Source organism: Streptomyces sp. NPDC020983 (assembly GCF_044333485.1).
In the GTDB taxonomy this organism is placed as follows: Bacteria; Actinomycetota; Actinomycetes; order Streptomycetales; family Streptomycetaceae; genus Actinacidiphila.
The window spans coordinates 17065-32698 of sequence record NZ_JBIRRA010000009.1; the positions used below are offsets into that span (position 1 = coordinate 17065).

At 70.4% G+C, this 15634-nt stretch carries 10 protein-coding genes; 6 read left to right on the plus strand and 4 right to left on the minus strand.

Features of this window, described 5'->3' with window-relative positions; all coding sequences use genetic code 11:
• Nucleotides 1–63: 63 nt before the first annotated feature.
• Nucleotides 64–1098 (plus strand): LacI family DNA-binding transcriptional regulator, encoded by a 1035-nt coding sequence (locus ACH4SE_RS21175; protein ID WP_398544955.1) that lies wholly within the window; start codon nucleotides 64–66, stop codon nucleotides 1096–1098.
• Between the two features lie 260 nt (nucleotides 1099–1358).
• On the opposite strand, the gene ACH4SE_RS21180 is transcribed toward ACH4SE_RS21175, so the two are convergent.
• Both ACH4SE_RS21180 and ACH4SE_RS21185 read right to left on the minus strand, forming a co-directional pair.
• Nucleotides 1359–3338 (minus strand): alpha-L-fucosidase, encoded by a 1980-nt coding sequence (locus ACH4SE_RS21180; RefSeq protein WP_398544956.1) that lies wholly within the window; start codon nucleotides 3336–3338, stop codon nucleotides 1359–1361.
• A 66-nt stretch (nucleotides 3339–3404) separates the two neighbouring features.
• Nucleotides 3405–5810, minus strand: coding sequence for a ricin-type beta-trefoil lectin domain protein (locus ACH4SE_RS21185; RefSeq protein ID WP_398544957.1), 2406 nt, complete (start codon nucleotides 5808–5810; stop codon nucleotides 3405–3407).
• Nucleotides 5811–6424: 614 nt separating this feature from the next.
• Here ACH4SE_RS21185 and ACH4SE_RS21190 point away from each other — a divergent pair.
• Nucleotides 6425–7780 (plus strand): ricin-type beta-trefoil lectin domain protein, encoded by a 1356-nt coding sequence (locus ACH4SE_RS21190; protein WP_398545255.1) that lies wholly within the window; start codon nucleotides 6425–6427, stop codon nucleotides 7778–7780.
• 251 nt (nucleotides 7781–8031) lie between these two features.
• On the opposite strand, the gene ACH4SE_RS21195 is transcribed toward ACH4SE_RS21190, so the two are convergent.
• Nucleotides 8032–8745: a FadR/GntR family transcriptional regulator gene (locus ACH4SE_RS21195; RefSeq protein WP_398544958.1), complete on the minus strand. Its 714-nt coding sequence runs from the start codon at nucleotides 8743–8745 to the stop codon at nucleotides 8032–8034.
• Between the two features lie 257 nt (nucleotides 8746–9002).
• On the opposite strand from ACH4SE_RS21195, the gene ACH4SE_RS21200 reads away from it, so the two are divergent.
• The 4 genes from ACH4SE_RS21200 (at nucleotide 9003) to ACH4SE_RS21215 (ending at nucleotide 13996) form a co-directional block, all read left to right on the plus strand.
• On the plus strand, nucleotides 9003–10307 hold the full coding sequence (locus tag ACH4SE_RS21200) for an enolase C-terminal domain-like protein (protein WP_398544959.1): 1305 nt from the start codon (nucleotides 9003–9005) through the stop codon (nucleotides 10305–10307).
• A 128-nt stretch (nucleotides 10308–10435) separates the two neighbouring features.
• Nucleotides 10436–11440, plus strand: a complete 1005-nt coding sequence (locus ACH4SE_RS21205) for a sugar ABC transporter substrate-binding protein (protein ID WP_398545256.1) — start codon at nucleotides 10436–10438, stop codon at nucleotides 11438–11440.
• 20 nt (nucleotides 11441–11460) lie between these two features.
• A complete protein-coding gene (locus ACH4SE_RS21210) occupies nucleotides 11461–12966 on the plus strand; it encodes a sugar ABC transporter ATP-binding protein (RefSeq protein ID WP_398544960.1) in 1506 nt (501 codons plus the stop codon).
• Nucleotides 12959–13996 (plus strand): ABC transporter permease, encoded by a 1038-nt coding sequence (locus tag ACH4SE_RS21215; RefSeq protein WP_398544961.1) that lies wholly within the window; start codon nucleotides 12959–12961, stop codon nucleotides 13994–13996. The genes ACH4SE_RS21210 and ACH4SE_RS21215 overlap by 8 nt, the downstream gene beginning before the upstream one ends.
• Before the next feature lie 109 nt (nucleotides 13997–14105).
• On the opposite strand, the gene ACH4SE_RS21220 is transcribed toward ACH4SE_RS21215, so the two are convergent.
• Nucleotides 14106–15536: an arabinofuranosidase catalytic domain-containing protein gene (locus ACH4SE_RS21220; protein WP_398545257.1), complete on the minus strand. Its 1431-nt coding sequence runs from the start codon at nucleotides 15534–15536 to the stop codon at nucleotides 14106–14108.
• Nucleotides 15537–15634: the final 98 nt, after the last annotated feature.

The following is a 15634-nucleotide window of genomic DNA, read 5'->3' on the forward strand; positions in this document are numbered from 1 at the left end:
GCCCGGGGAATCCGAACGCGCGAGCATCTTGACGGCCGTATTGTGACCGGTAACAATCCTGGCATGAATGTGACCGGTCACACAAGGCGCCAGCCCAGCATCCGGGATGTCGCCACAGCCGCCGGCGTCTCCCACCAGACGGTCTCCCGGGTCATCAACGACCACCCGAGCGTCAAGTCCGCCACCCGCGAGCGGGTGAACAGGGCGATCGAGGAGCTGGGCTTCCGGCGCAGCGCCACCGCGCTGGCGCTCGCCAGCGGACGCAACCGGAGCGTCACCGTACTCACGGCGAACACCACCCACCACGGCTACGCGTCGGTGCTGCAGGGCGTGGAGGAGGCGGCGCGACGGGCGGCCTACGGCGTGGGCATCAGCGTGCTGGAGTCCGCCGACGAGCAGACCGTCGCCACCGCCGTGCAACGGGCCGGCGACTCCGTGGGCGGCCTCATCGTGATCGCGTACGACCCCGCCGGCGTGGCGGCACTCGCCGCGGCGGACCCGGGCCTCCCGGTGGTCGGCGTGGTGGAGACGCCGTCGGGGAACCCTCCGGACGGCCGGCCCTGGGTGTGGACCGACGACCACCGGGCGGCGTACGAGGCGACCGGGCACCTGCTGTCCCTGGGCCACCGGAGCGTGCACTACGTGGCCATCCCCTCCGGCACCCGCCGGGTGAGCGCGCGCACCGCCGGCTGGCAGCAGGCGCTGGAGGACGCCGGCGCCCCGGTACCGGAGGTCGTCCACGGGGGGTGGGGGCCGGAGAGCGGCTACACCGCGGGTGGCCGGCTGGCCCGCGACCCGGACGTCACCGCGGTGCTGTGCGGCAACGACGACCTGGCGCTCGGCGTCATGCGCGCCCTGCACGAGGCCGGCCGGTCCGTCCCCGGCGACGTGAGCGTGGTCGGCTTCGACGACGCGCCGCACTCCGCGTTCGTCACCCCGGCACTCACGACGGTCCGGCTGGACTTCCCGGGGCTGGGCCGGTCCGCCTTCGGCCTGCTGCACGGCCTGCTCACCAGGGCGGCCCCGGTCACGCCCCACTCGGCCGCCGTACCCGAACTGGTGGTCCGGGAGAGCACCGCACCGCCGCCGCGCCCCTGACGCGGTGCCCGCGCCCCGCCGCCCGTCCGCCCGCACCCCGCAAACAGGGGGCCGCCATGCATCACCCGAGGAGCAGGGCGCTCCTGCCGGCGTGCCGGCCGTGACCGCCGCCGTCCGGGCGGGCGCCCGCAGCGAGCCAGGCTCCGCCCGGCGCGGGATCGTGGCGGGCGCCACCGGCGGAGCCGTCACGTAGCGGGCGCCGGGGGTGTGTGCCGCTTCCGGGGGACGCGGCACACACCCCCGGTCCGCGCGCCGGACGGTCAGACCCCGCTGATCGTCCACTGGTTGTTGGTGCTGGAGTTCGGCGCCCACATCACCGTGGTGGAGCCGGCGGTGGTGCTGCCGGCGCCGTCGAGGGCGGTGCCGGTACCGCGGTTGACGATCTGGTAGCGGCCGTTGCCCACGTTGCTGAGGGACCACTGCTGGTTGTTGCCGCCGTTCCACGTCGTCTGGCGGGCGGGGGCGCCGTTGGTGGCGTCACCCCAGCTGTCGGCGACCATGCCGTTGGTGCGGTTGACGATGCGGTAGTACCCGTTGCCGAGGTCCACCAGCTGCCACTGGAGGTTGGTACTCCCGTCGTAGTTCCACTGCTTGAGGTTGGAGCCGGAGGCGACGTTGCCGCCGCTGTCCAGCACCAGCCCGGTGGTCACGTTGGCGATCTTGACGTAACCGGTCCCGGTTCCGCCGCTGCCCAGCGCGGGGATCTGGCCGGAGAAGGTGAGCTTGACCGTGTAGGCCAGCGCGCTGAAGGGCGCGTTCGAGGACGGCATGGCCAGGTGCAGGCCCGAACCGTCCTGGGTCGGGGTGGGCAGGTTGATGTAGCTGCCCGCGCTGTTGTTCAGCAGCTGGGCGCTGGTGAGGGTGCTGATGTTGAACTGGTTGGAGTTGAGGGTGCTGATCGTCATGGTGCCGCCCTGCCAGCCCAGGGACGTGGCGTAGAGCACCTTGTTGTCCTGGCTGCGGGTGAAGCGGACGTCCTTGGCGACGCCCGCCTTGGGACCGCTGAAGGAACCGCCGCCCATGGCCGTCGGGCCCTCGCCGTAGCTGGACCAGGAGCGCGTGCCGTAGACGGCCTCCCCGAAGCGGCCGAGCCAGTCCCCCATGCCGCGCAGCACCGTCTGCTGGCCGGAGGGGATGCTGCCGTCCGCCATGGGGGCGATGTTGAGCAGCATGGTGCCGCCCTTGGCGGTCCGGTCGATCAGGGCGTGCAGCAGCGCCTGCGTCGAGTAGTAGCCGATGCCGACGGTGTAGCACCAACTGGAGGAGGAGATGCTGTCGTCGGTGAGCCAGTAGGGCGTCATCAGCCCCGCCGGGCCGCCGCGCTCGAAGTCGAAGACCTCGCCCTTGTTGTCCAGACCGTCCTTGTAGGTCGCGACGACGTCCTTGTTCCAGGCGACGGCCTTGTTGTAGTAGTACGCCAGGAACTGCAGCCGGTAGGACTCCTGCACCAGCCCCAGGTCGAAGTCCTGCCAGATGAGGTCGGGCTGGTAGCCGTCGATGACCTCGACCAGCTTGTTGTACCAGAGCTGGTTCTCCGCGGCCGACCCCTGCTGCCCGTAGAGGATCCGCAGCGTCGGGTCCGACTGGTACGGCACGTGGTCGTAGTAGCCGTTGAAGTGGTAGGCGTGGTGCAGCGAGGTCATGAACTTCAGGCCCTGCCCGCGGATGGCCTGGGCGTGCTGCGCCACGAGATCGAGCTTGGGGCCGTGCCGTACCGAGTTCCACGGGTTGGAGGAGCTGTTCCACATGGAGAAGCCGTCGTGGTGCTCGGCGACGGGGCCCGCGAACCTGGCGCCCGCGTCCTTGAACAGCTGCGCCCATGCGCCCGGGTCGAAGTTGCCGCCCTGCGAGGCCAGTTTGGGGGCGAACTGCACGAAGTTGCCGGCCTTGTCGCGCGCGCCGTCGATGAAGTTGCTGTACGGCCACACCGACGGGTCGCCGTAGGTGGCGATGTGGTGCTGGTTCTCGGCCGAGCCGCCGATGTACATGTTGCGCGGGTACCACTCGTTCCCGAACGCGGGAACGCTGAAGACGCCCCAGTGGTAGTAGATGCCGAACTTCGCGTCCTGGAACCAGGCCGGGGCCGGGGGGTGCTGGTCCACCGAGGACCAGCTCGCGCTGTAGCTTCCGGGGCCGTCGGTCGCGGCGGCGCCGGGGGCGAACCGCAGCAGGCCGAAGGCCGTGGCCGCACCCGCCGCCGCGAGCAGGTTGCGGCGGCTGATCGGGGAGGAGGAGGTCATGCCGAGCCTCTCAGGTTGGTTGACGGGGTGAGCTTGCTGAGCCGGGATCCGTCCGGGCGGTTCCCGTCAGCCTCGTGTCCACTTCTGGTTGTTGGCCCCGGTGCACGTCCACAGCTCCAGCAGGGTGCCGTTGCCCGTGCCGTTGCCCGTGGCGTCCAGGCACAGGCCGGACTGCACGCCGGTGATGGTGCCGTTGGCGTTGAGGGTCCACTGCTGGTTGCTGCCGCCGTTGCAGGTCCAGATGTCCACCTTGGTGCCGGGGGCGGTACCCGCGCCCGACGCGTCGAGGCACGCGCCGCCGTAGACGCGCAGCTCGTGCGACGAGGTGCTGGTCCACTGCTGGTTGCTGCCGCCGTTGCAGTCCCACAGCTCCACCTGGGTGCCGGCCGTCTGCGACTGGTTCGGCACGTCCACGCACCTGCCGGAGCCGACCCCGACGATCGTCGACGTGGTGCCGCCGTTCCCGCCGCTGCCGGGGGTGACGGACAGGTTGTCGAACTGGGCCGTCTCGGTCTGACCGGTCTGGTAGCCGACCTGTCCGCCCGCGTAGGAGTAGTCGTTCACGGACCCGACCGCCGCGCCGTCGATCACCGCGGAGATGGTCGAGCCGGCGAAGGTGAGACCCAGCGTGTGCCACCGGTTGGTGCCGAGGGACGCGACGGTGCCGTGGGCCAGGGTGGAGACGTTTCCGTTGGTGCTCGAACTCAGGATCGACCACGCGCCCGCGTCCGTCACCCGCAGGTGGTAGGCGTTCAGGCCGCCGGTGGTGGTGTAGTCCTGCGAGTTGGCGCGGCCGAGCAGGTCGGCGTAGCCGGACTGCTCCAGCAGCACGTCGGAGGTGACGGTGTAGTTGCTCCAGCCGACGTCACCGAGCAGGGCGTGCGGATCCGACAGCGCGTCCCAGGTGATCGGCTTCTGCGGGCTCATCTGGCGCACGCACGTCCCGCTGCGGCCGCCGCCGCAGGCGGTCGCCTCGAAGGCGCCCTGCCAGTCCATGAGGTACTTCGCCTCGGTGCCGGCGGCGTAGCTGTCGAAGGAGTCGCTGTACGGCAGTCCCAGCGAGCCCTGGGCCGGGCCGGTGGCGGTGCCCTTGCCCTGGCCGGTCGTGGTGGTCAGGGTGTAGACACGGCCGGGCTGCACGGTGACGCTGAAGCTGCCGCCCGACGGGGTGATGTCCGCGGAGTGCACGAAGTAGTCGGCGGAGTTGCTGGAGTTGACGTTCGTCGACCACACGTGGACCGCTCCGGTCGACAGCCCCCCGGTGACGTTGAAGTTCAGGGTCTGGGCGCTGCCGGCGTCCATCGTCTCGATGACCGTGGAGTAGTCCGAGTTGTTGGTGGACTTCAGCGACACGTAGCTGCCGTTGGCGCGGTTGCCGCCGATGTAGCCGCTCGACGAGTCGAGGTACTTCCAGCCGGGGGCGGTGAACTGGCTGGTCTGCGCCATCACCCAGGCGTTCTTGCCGATCGAGTAGGAACCGGACCACGGCTGCGAGGCCAGCGCGAGCCCCATGGTGGGGTACGGCAGGTTCGGCGTGATCGAGGCGACGACGGGCCAGTTGAGGTAGGCCGTCATCTTGCCGTCGATGTAGCCGCGGTTGATGCCGCGGGCCATCGCCTGGGCACCGCCGTTGTAGTCGTCCGACCCGTTCTCGCTCGCCCACAGCTGCTTGCCGGACGACAGCGCGGCCGCCGGGACACTGCAGCTGGACTGGGACGAGCGGTACCCGCAGGGGTAGTGCGTGCCGATGACGCCCACCGAGGCGGCGAACGCCGCATTGGAGTCGACGTCGTTGGCGATGGACCAGTCGGAGTCGGCCCCGACGATGGTGACGCCGGAGTAGCCGTTGCTGTTGAGCGCGCTGCGCAGCTGCTCGTACCACGAGACGTTGTAGCCCCGCTCGTTCCAGCCGCCGAGGTAGTCGATGGTCAGCCCGTGCTGCTTGGCACAGCCCAGCCACGAGACCAGGTAGTTGACCATGTCGGTGGACCAGAAGTTGCCGTTGCCGATCCAGCCGGGCGCGCCCCAGGCCAGCCCGTAGAGCTTGAGGCTCGGGTTGCGTGCCTTGGCCTGCTCCATCAGCCACCACTCGTAGCCGCGGTTGCAGTTCAGGTCGGACCGGGTGTGCTGGTGGCTCGGCTCGGCACCCGACGTGGAGTTGGTGTCACCGCCGATCTCGGCCTTGAGGATCTGCAGGGAGGCGCCGTAGCCCGGCTTGAACAGGTAGTCCAGGATCTGGCCCCGCTGGGGCTCGGGGTAGTCGATCAGGAGTCTGCTGTTGCCGCCGCCGCCGCTGATCGCGCCGACACCGTCGAAGGTCCGGCCGCCGGAGGCGCCGTTGATCGTGACGGAGGTCGCGGCGTGGGCCGGCGACGCACCCGTGCTCACGATGCCACCGGCGGCGAGGAGCAGTCCCAGGAGCACGGCCGTCAAGGCTCGCGATCGCCGGAACAACAGGCCGAGTGCTGACACAGTGGGGTTCCTTTCGCAGGGTGGGAGGTCTCCTGCGGCCGGCGTCCGAGCCCGGCCCGCAGGACCCGCTGACGGAGGTGCTGGCGGCAATCGTCCTGGGTGCGTTAGCGCTCACAATCCAGAAATGCCGAAAAGTACGGTCCGAAGTGGGATTGCCGAAAGGTTTCGAGGTCAGACGGTGCTCTCAACTCCGCGGGTCTGTCAAGGGTGCGAAGTCCGGTCCAGATCAGCGCACTTGCCGGGCGCGGGGACGACCGCAGCCCCGTGCCCCCGCGGCGCTGCCCCCCGATTCCGGGCTCGGTCACCGGGCCGCCCCGGCACCTACCGGGGAGGTACTCCTGTGAGCGCCGCGCTGTTTGTGATAAAGGTTGACAGCGCGTTCTGGGTGCTGCAAGCTGCCGCCGTTGCTCCAAGACATCCCATCTCCCCACCCGGGAGCAATCTCTCGCGAAGGTTCGGATGTTAGCGCTCACGGACATTCACGAACCGAGTCCGCAACGCAGCACACCAGGCTCGCCGCCGGCGCGAATCGTTTCGACCGGCCGCTGAACCACCGTTGCGGCTCCTGTCCCCCCACACGTAAGGAAGCGCCCATGAGACGCAGATCCCTCCTCATGCCCGTCCTGGCCGCGTTAGCCCTGGTCCTGGCCGCCGCCGGCACGGCGCTGAGCAACACCCTCGGCACCGGTGCGTCGCCCACCGGTGTCACCGCCGCCGCGACCACGGCCGGGTGCGGCAAGGCCCCGGCCCTGGCGAGCGGCACGCACACGATCCAGAGCAGCGGCCAGAACCGCAGTTACATCCTGAGGGTCCCGGCCAACTACGACAGCAACCGCCCCTACCGCCTGGTCTTCGGATTCCACTGGGTGGGCGGCACCATGAACGACGTCGACTCGGGCGGGACCGACGGCTACAACTGGTCCTACTACGGACTCAGGCGTCTGGCCGACAGCGCGAACAACGGCACGATCTTCGTCGCGCCCCAGGGCATCAACAACGGCTGGGCCAACACCAACGGCCAGGACGTCACCTTCGTCGACGACATGGTCCGGCAGATCGAGTCCGGCCTGTGCGTCGACACCACGCAGGTGTTCTCGTCCGGCTTCAGCTACGGCGGGGCGATGACGTACGCGCTCGCCTGCGCCCGGCCGACGGTCTTCCGCGCGGTCGCCGTGTACTCCGGGGCCAATCTCAGCGGATGCAGCGGCGGCACCCAGCCCGTCGCCTACATGGGTCTGCACGGCATCCGGGACAACGTCCTTCCGATCGCCTCCGGACGCGCGCTGCGGGACACGTTCGTCAGGAACAACGGCTGCACCCCGCAGAACCCGCCGGAGCCGGCCTACGGAAGCCTGACGCACATCATCACCGCCTACTCCGGGTGCAAGGCGGGGTATCCGGTGGTGTGGGCCGCCTTCGACGGAGCGGGCCACGACCCCGGCCCCATCGACGGGTCGACCGGGGACGGCTGGCACACCTGGACCTCGGGGGAGGTGTGGAAGTTCTTCACGCAGTTCGACTCCTCCACCCCGCCCACCAGCCAGCCCCCCACCAGCCAGCCGCCGACCAGCCAGCCGGCGGGCAACCAGCAGCTCGTCGGCCAGCAGTCCGGCCGGTGCGTCGACATCAGCAACTCCACGACCGCCAACGGCACGCAGGCGCAGTTGTGGGACTGCAACGGCGGCAGCAACCAGCGCTGGACCTACACCGCGGGCAAGCAGCTCATGGTCTACGGCAGCAAGTGCCTCGACGCCTCCGGCCAGGGGACCGCCAACGGCACCGCCGCGGTGATCTGGGACTGCAACGGCCAGGCGAACCAGCAGTGGAACATCAACTCCAACGGCACGATCACCGGGGTGCAGTCCGGACTGTGCCTCGACGCCTCGGGCCAGGGAACCGCCAACGGCACGAAGATCCAGCTGTGGAGCTGCACGGGCGGCGCGAACCAGCAGTGGAGCCTGCGCAGCTGAGCGGGGCCCGGGTGCCGGGCACCGTGCGGTCCGGTCGTCACGCCCGGCCGCGGAACCGGCGTCGGCGGTCCTGGAGCGCCTGGAGCCGTTCGTCCAGGTGGACCGCCGCCGCGTAGGGGGCCGTCCTCGACCGGTGGGGATCGAGGACGGCCCTCGCGGCGCGGCAGGGCCAGGGGCGAGCGGTCGGCGGCGGACAGGGCGGCCGCCGGGACCTTGCTACGCGCCCGGTCGCCGCCGGGGCGGCGCAGCCGTCACGGGTAGCGGTCCCCGCTGCCGTGCGTGCCCTCCTGCTCGAAGTGCTCGCGCAGCCACTGCTCGGTCGTACTCACATGGATCAGCGCCGCGGCCTCGGCCAGGGCGCGGTCCCGTGCGACCAGGGCCTCGTAGATGGCCCGGTGTTCGGCCACGGTACGGTCGCCGGCCCGGTCGTCGACCAGCCCGCGCCACACCCGGGCGCGTACCGTCCGGCTGGAGATGCCCTCCAGCAGGGTGGCGAGCGTGCTGTTTCCCGCCGAGGCGATCACGGCGCGGTGGAACGCGGCGTCGTGCTTGTTGAGCAGTTCGACGTCGTCACTGGCGCGCGTCATCGCGTCCAGGTGGAACTTGATCTCGGTCAGGTGCTCCTCGGTGATCCGGCCGGCGGCCAGGCCGGTGGCGATCGGCTCGAAGAGCCTGCGGACCTCGGTCAGCTCCAGCAGCTTGTCACCGCGCAGCAGTTCCACCGCGGAGCCGAGGCCTTCGAGGAGCAGCGCCGGCTCCAGGCTGGTCACGTAGGTGCCGTCCCCGCGCCGGATCTCCAGGACCCGCGCGACGACGAGCGCCTTGACCGCCTCGCGCATCAGGTTGCGGGAGAGCCCGAGGTCCGAGGCCAGCTGCTGCTCCGGGGGCAGTTTCGCCCCGGGGAGGAGCTCTCCGGACTGGATGAGTTCCCTGATCCGGGCGATGGCTTTGTCGGTCAGTGACATCGGATGGCCCCCACTCCCCTGCATGCGCTGCACGAGAGTAGCAGGGTCATCCAATGTCTGACAGACATGGGATGCCTGTCCTCCGATCTCCGGGCCCGCGCCTGCCGCCGGAACCGCGCCTCCCAGGCGGCGCCAGCAGGCAGTTCGCCGACATCCTCTAGACAGGCGGTCGGCGTGGCCCTATAAATCCATCCCATGTCATGGATGCAGCAATACCCATGGGTGCGCGCACGGGCGTTCCGGAAGGACCAGGGCACATGGCTGAGCTGATCACCGCGGTGGAGACGGCCGACGTGCGGTTCCCGACCTCGCTCGACCTGGACGGATCCGACGCGATGAACCCGGAGCCGGACTACTCGGGCGCCTACGTCACCGTACGGACGAGCAGCGGTGCGGCAGGCTACGGTCTGGCCTTCACCGTGGGGCGGGGCAACGAGGTGGCGATCGCCGCCGTCCAGGCCCTGGCCCGGCTCGTGGTGGGCCTGCCGGTCGACGAGGTGCTGGGGGATCTCGGCGCCTTCTCGCGCCGGCTGACCGGCGACAGCCAACTGCGGTGGCTCGGGCCCGAGAAGGGCGCGATCCACATGGCTGCCGCGGCGATCGTCAACGCCGTCTGGGACCTGTACGGCCGCCGGGAGGGCAAGCCGGTCTGGCGCCTGCTGTCCGAGCTGTCCCCCGAGGAGCTGGTCAGCCTGGTGGACTTCCGCTACCTGCGGGACGCCCTCACCCGCGACGAGGCACTGGACATCCTGCGCCGGGCCGAGCCCGGACGGGCCGAGCGGGCCGGGCGGCTGGTGTCGGAGGGATTCCCCGCCTACACCACCACACCCGGCTGGCTGGGCTACTCCGACGAGAAACTGGTCCGCCTGTCGAAGGCCGCGGTGGCCGACGGCTTCACGCTGATCAAGCTCAAGGTGGGGGCGGACCTTTCCGACGACGTGCGGCGGATGCGGCTGGCCCGCGAGGCGGTCGGACCGGACATCCGTATCGCGGTCGACGCCAACCAGGCCTGGGGCGTGCAGCAGGCGATCGAGTGGATGCGGCAGCTGGCGCCCTACGACCCCTACTGGATCGAGGAGCCCACCTCTCCTGACGACATCCTCGGCCATGCCGCCGTCCGCAGGGCCGTCGCGCCGATCAAGGTGGCCACCGGGGAGCACACCCACAACCAGGTGATGTTCAAGCAGCTGCTGCAGGCAGGGTCCCTGGACGTCCTGCAGATGGACGCCAGCCGGACCGCGGGCGTGACCGAGAACGTCGCGATCCTGCTGCTGGCCGCGAAGTTCGGCGTCCCCGTGTGCCCGCACGCCGGCGGCCTCGGCCTGTGCGAGATGGTCCAGCACCTGGCCATGTTCGACTACGTGGCGGTCTCCGGCACCCGGCAGGACCGGGTCATCGAGTACGTCGACCACCTCCACGAGCACTTCACCGACCCGGTCCGCATCCGCGGTGGGCACTACCTCGCGCCCACCGCGCCCGGTCTGAGTGCCGAACTGCACGCGCAGTCGGCGGCCGCCCACCGCTTCCCCGACGGCGCCGTGTGGAAGCGGAGGGCGGCGTGAGCGGCCCGCGCCGCGCCCGTCCCCGCACCTGAATCCAGCCGACCCCGTACGCGCAAAGACCCGAGGAGACCGGAGCAATGAAGCCAGCCACCAGCAGAACCACCGCCCTGGCAGCCGTCCTCGCCGCGATGGCGTTCCCGGTGCTCGCCGCGTGCAACTCCGACTCCGGCGGCTCGTCAGCCGTCGGCGTGGACTACCCCCGCTCCGACACCGACTTCTGGAACTCGTACATCAAGTACACGCCGCAGTACGCCAAGCAGCTCAAGATGTCGCTGAAGACGACGAACTCCCAGAACGACGTGGCCAAGCTCACCGCCAACGTCCAGACCTTCATCAGCCAGGGCGTCAAGGGCGTCGCGATGGCGCCGCAGGACACCGCGGCGATCGCCCCGACGCTCGACCAGCTGGCGGACAAGAAGATCCCCGTCGTCACCGTGGACACCCGCCCCGACAGCGGCAAGGTGTACATGGTGGTCCGGGCGGACAACCGGGCGTACGGCGAGAAGGCCTGCCAGTTCCTCGGCACCAAACTCGGCGGGAAGGGCGAGGTCGTCATGCTGGAGGGCGACCTGTCCTCGATCAACGGCCGGGACCGCACGGAGGCCTTCAACTCCTGCATGAAGCAGAACTTCCCCGGCGTCAAGGTCTACGGGGAGGCCACCAACTGGGACGGCGCCACCGCGGCGCAGAAGCTCCAGACGGACCTGACCGCCCACCCCGGCATCAAGGGCGTCTACATGCAGTCCAGCTTCGCCCTGTCGGGCACCTTGCAGGTCCTCAAGCAGAAGGGGCTGCTCGTCAGCCCCGGCGACCCCAAGCACGTCTTCGTCGTGTCCAACGACGGCATCCCCGAGGAACTCAGCGACATCGGCGCCGGCAAGATCGACGCCACCGTCTCCCAGCCCGCCGACCTGTACGCCAAGTACGCGCTCTACTACCTCCAGGCCGCCCTGGACGGGAAGACCTTCAAGCCCGGGAAGACCGACCACGCCAGCACCATCATCCAGGTCCGCCCGGGCGTCCTGGAGGACCAGCTCTCCGCGCCGCTCGTGACGGCCGACGGCGCCACCTACGGCGGGGTAGCCAGTGTGAAGAACACGGACACCTCCCTGTGGGGCAACCACCTCAACTGACCGGGAAGGCGACACCAGCCATGGGTACGGCACCGCCCGTCGCCGAGGCGTCGGGAATCGTCAAGCAGTTCGACTCCACCGTGGCGCTCGACGACGCCCACATCACGATCCACCAGGGACAGACCCACGCACTCGTCGGGCGCAACGGCGCGGGCAAGTCCACCCTGGTGTCCATCATGACCGGCCTGCAGGCCCCCGACCGGGGGACGGTCGCCTTCGACGGCCGGCCCGCCCCGCGGCTCGCGGACCGCGACGCCTGGCGCAGGAAAGTCGCCTGCGTGTACCAGAAGTCCACCATCATCCCCGACGTCACCGTCGCGGAGAACCTGTTCCTGCACCGCCTGGACCGCGGGCGGCTCGGACTGGTCCGCTGGGGCGAGGTCCGGCGCAAGTCGCGCGATCTGCTGGAGAAGTGGTCGGTGGATGTGGACGTACGCCTCCCTGCCCGCGAACTGACCATCGAGCAGCGGCAGTTCGTCGAGATCGCACGGGCGCTCTCCTTCGGCGCGCGGTTCATCGTCCTCGACGAGCCGACCGCCCAGCTGGACGGCGCGGCCATCAGCCGGCTGTTCGGCCGGATCGAGGACCTCCAGCAGCAGGGCGTGACCTTCCTGTTCATCAGCCATCACCTGCAGGAGGTCTACGACATCTGCGACACCGTGACGGTCTTCCGCGACGCCCGCCACGTCCTCACCGCGCCCGTGGCGGACCTGCCGCGCAGCGAGCTGGTGGCCGCGATGACCGGGGACGCGGCGGACACCGCCCGGCGCGGGTCACGCCGCCCGCCCCCGCCGGGCAGGGGCAGCACCCTCACCGTCGGCTCCCTCAGCGGCGCCGGGTACCGGGAGGTCTCGTTCGAGGTCGGCGCCGGCGAGATCGTCGGTCTCGCCGGGGCTGCCGGCAGCGGCCGTACCGAGGTCGCGGAGACCGTCGTGGGGCTGCGCGCCGCCGACAGCGGAACCGTGGACGTCGCGGGTGTCCGCCCCCGGCCCGGCAGCGTCCCGGCAACGCTCGCCGCAGGGGTCGGCTTCGTCCCCCAGGACCGGCACCACCAGGGGTACGTGCCGCACATGTCCATCGCCGACAACTGCACCCTGACCGTCCCCCGCCGCCTGGGCTCGTACGGATTCCTCAACGGACGGGTGCGGGACGGGCTCGCACGGGCCGCGATCGGGGAGCTGGCCATCAAGACACCCGGACCAGACCTGCCCGTCGCGGGCCTGTCGGGGGGCAACCAGCAGAAGGTGGTCATGGCCCGTGCCCTCGCCAACGATCCGAGGCTCCTGGTCCTGATCAGCCCCACGGCGGGCGTCGACGTCCGGTCCAAGGAGTTCCTGCTGCAGAAGGTGGAGGAGACGGCCGCAGGCGGCACCGCCGTCCTGCTCGCCTCCGACGAGCTGGACGACCTGCGCGTCTGCGACCGGGTCCTGGTCATGGTCCAGGGCCGTGTCGTCGCCGAAATGCCCCGCGGATGGAACGACCACGAACTGGTGGCCGCCATGGAAGGAGTGGATCTCGATGCCTGACGCCGTGGCCACGGGTACACCGCAGGACTCAAGCGCGGCCTCGAAGCCCGCCGTGACCGCCGAGCGGCGGATCGCCTTCGCCCGCCTGCGGGATCTCGTGCTGATCCCGCCCATCATCGTGATCGCGATCGTCGGGCAGCTCGTCAACTCCGTGTTCCTGCAGACCGACAACATCATCAACGTCCTCCAGACGATGTCGGAGATCGCGGTCCTGGTGCTGGCGGAGACCATGGTCCTGATCGTCAAGAAGATGGACCTGTCGCTGGAGTCGACCATGGGGCTCGCCCCCGGCGTCGCCGCCTGGCTGACGGTCCCCTCCGGCGCGGGGCACGGCCTGGGGCTGCTGCCCGGCGGCTGGGCGGTGCCGGTGACCATCGCGGTCGGGCTGGCGATCGGCGCGGTGAACGCGCTGTTCATCATCAACTTCGGTCTCAACGGCTTCATCGTCACGCTGGGCATGCTGATCGTGCTGCGCGGAGTGCTCACCGGCATCTCGGGCGGCCAGACCTTCTTCCACCTGCCCGACTCCATGCTCTACCTCGGCACCACCGAATGGTTCGGCATGCCGGCCTCGGTCTGGGTGTGCCTGATCCTCTTCGCCGTCGGCATCGTGGTCCTGGGCTTCACCAGCTTCGGCCGGTCCCTGTACGCCATCGGCGGCAACGTCGACGCCGCCAGGGCGGCCGGCATCCGCACCGACCGCGTGCTGTGGACCGTCATGATCGTCGCGAGCGGCCTGGCCGCCCTCAGCGGCCTCATGCTCTCCGGCCGCCTCGCCTCGGTCGCCTCGGCCCAGGGCAACGGCTACATCTTCACCGTCTTCGCCGCGGCCGTCATCGGCGGCATCAGCCTCAACGGCGGCAAGGGCAGCATGTTCGGCGCCTTCACCGGCATCCTCCTGCTCTACCTGATCCAGAACGTCCTCACCCTCGGCGGGGTCCCCGCCCAGTGGATCGGCGCCCTCAACGGCGGAATCATCCTCATCGCCCTGGCCCTGTCCCGCGTCACCGGCGGGAAGATCCAGGACTAGCCGGGTCCGGACGGGCCGCCGCCCGTGGTGCCGCCCTCGTCGGGGGCGGCACCACGGGCGGTTCGGCCGGTGCGGCCGGCCACGTCAGGGCCGGCCGGCGGGCCCTGGTTCAGCGGTAGCCGGCGGCCGTGATGTTCGCCTGCACCGCGGCGTCCGTGGCGTCCGACGGGTAGCCGGCGACGACGGCCCCCTCGTAGAAGGTCCCAGCGCTCAGATTGGCCCCGCCGTCGGGCTTGCAGCAGTCGCCGCCACTGCCCAGGACGATGGCACCCTGCTTCTTCATCGGGCTGTAGCCGCTCGGCAGGCCGCCGTCCCACAGCGTGGTCAGGGAACCGGACTGGGCGTTCGCGCCCTTGAGCGCGAAGCGCGACGTGCCGTTGTTCTTCAGCATCGCCGTGACGAACTTGCTGGTGAAGGCCCGCTGGTTGGGGTTCCAGGACTGGCTGCCGCCGGGGAAGAGGCCCCATTCGAGGTCGGCCTGCACCCACGGACCGCTGCCCGAGCAGCCGCCGAACCAGCACTCGGTGCCGAAGTTGATGGCGTCCATGGCCCCGGCGGCGTCCGCCTTGCGGGTGGTCTCGCTGTTGCCGTAGTCGAAGCAGCAGCCGCCGTTGACATGGGTTCCGCTGGTCACCATGTAGGCGCCCTCCGGTGCGCTGCCGGTGGGGACGCCGGTGAGGTGGCCGTCCCGCCAGTAGCTGTTGCCCGGGTTGATGTACAGCGAGTAGGCCTTGTTCCCCCCTGCCGTCAGCGCCTCCGAGGTCGCTTTGGCGGGACTGCTCTGGCTCGATCCCGGGACCTGGCTCGATCCCTGGTACCACAGGTCGTTGCCCCGGCCGGACTGGTCGTAGACGACCGTGATCACACAGGAGGTGTTCGCGCAGAACGAGTCCTGCGCGGCGGCGTTCGCGTAGCCGCCCTTGGCCAGCACGCCGATGTCCCTGGTCGAGTTGTCGGACGACCGCCTGACCTGGTACAGGTTGCCGCTGTACGAGCCGTAGAGCGCGCGCACGGTGCTGTGCGCGGCGACGCAGGGCGTGCCGCCCGAGCTGTAGATGTCACACGGTCCCGAGCCGGTGGGGGGCGGGGGCGTGGAGGTGGTCCACTTCTGGTTGCTCTGGCCGTTGCAGGTCCACAGGATGACCGCGGTGCCGTTGGCCGTGGCCGCGCCGTTCACGTCGAGGCACAGACCCGACTGCACGCCGGTGACCGACCCGTCGGAATTCTGCCGCCACTGCTGGTTCGCCTGCCCGTTGCACGACCAGATGATCACCTGCGTTCCGGGGCTCGTCCCCTGGCCGTTGGCATCGGCGCAGCGCGTGCCGTTCAGCGTCCGCAGCTCCCCCGCGGAGGTGAATTCGAAGGCCTGGCCGCTCTGGCCGCCGCAGTCCCAGATGTCCAGCGGCGTGCCCAGCGTGTCGACGTTGCCCTTCACGTCCAGGCACCGCCCCGACGCCGCGCTCACCACGGGCGCGGTGGCCGCCGAGGCGGGCACCGACATGCCGAAGGCCGCTGCGAGCAGGGTGGCCAGCAGGGCCAGCACGGTCGAGACCACGGCGGCCGGCCGGGCCCGTCTCCGCGTGCCGCCGCCTGGGGGGATGTTCGGGTGCTGCATGTTCCACTCCTCGCGATGGGGGG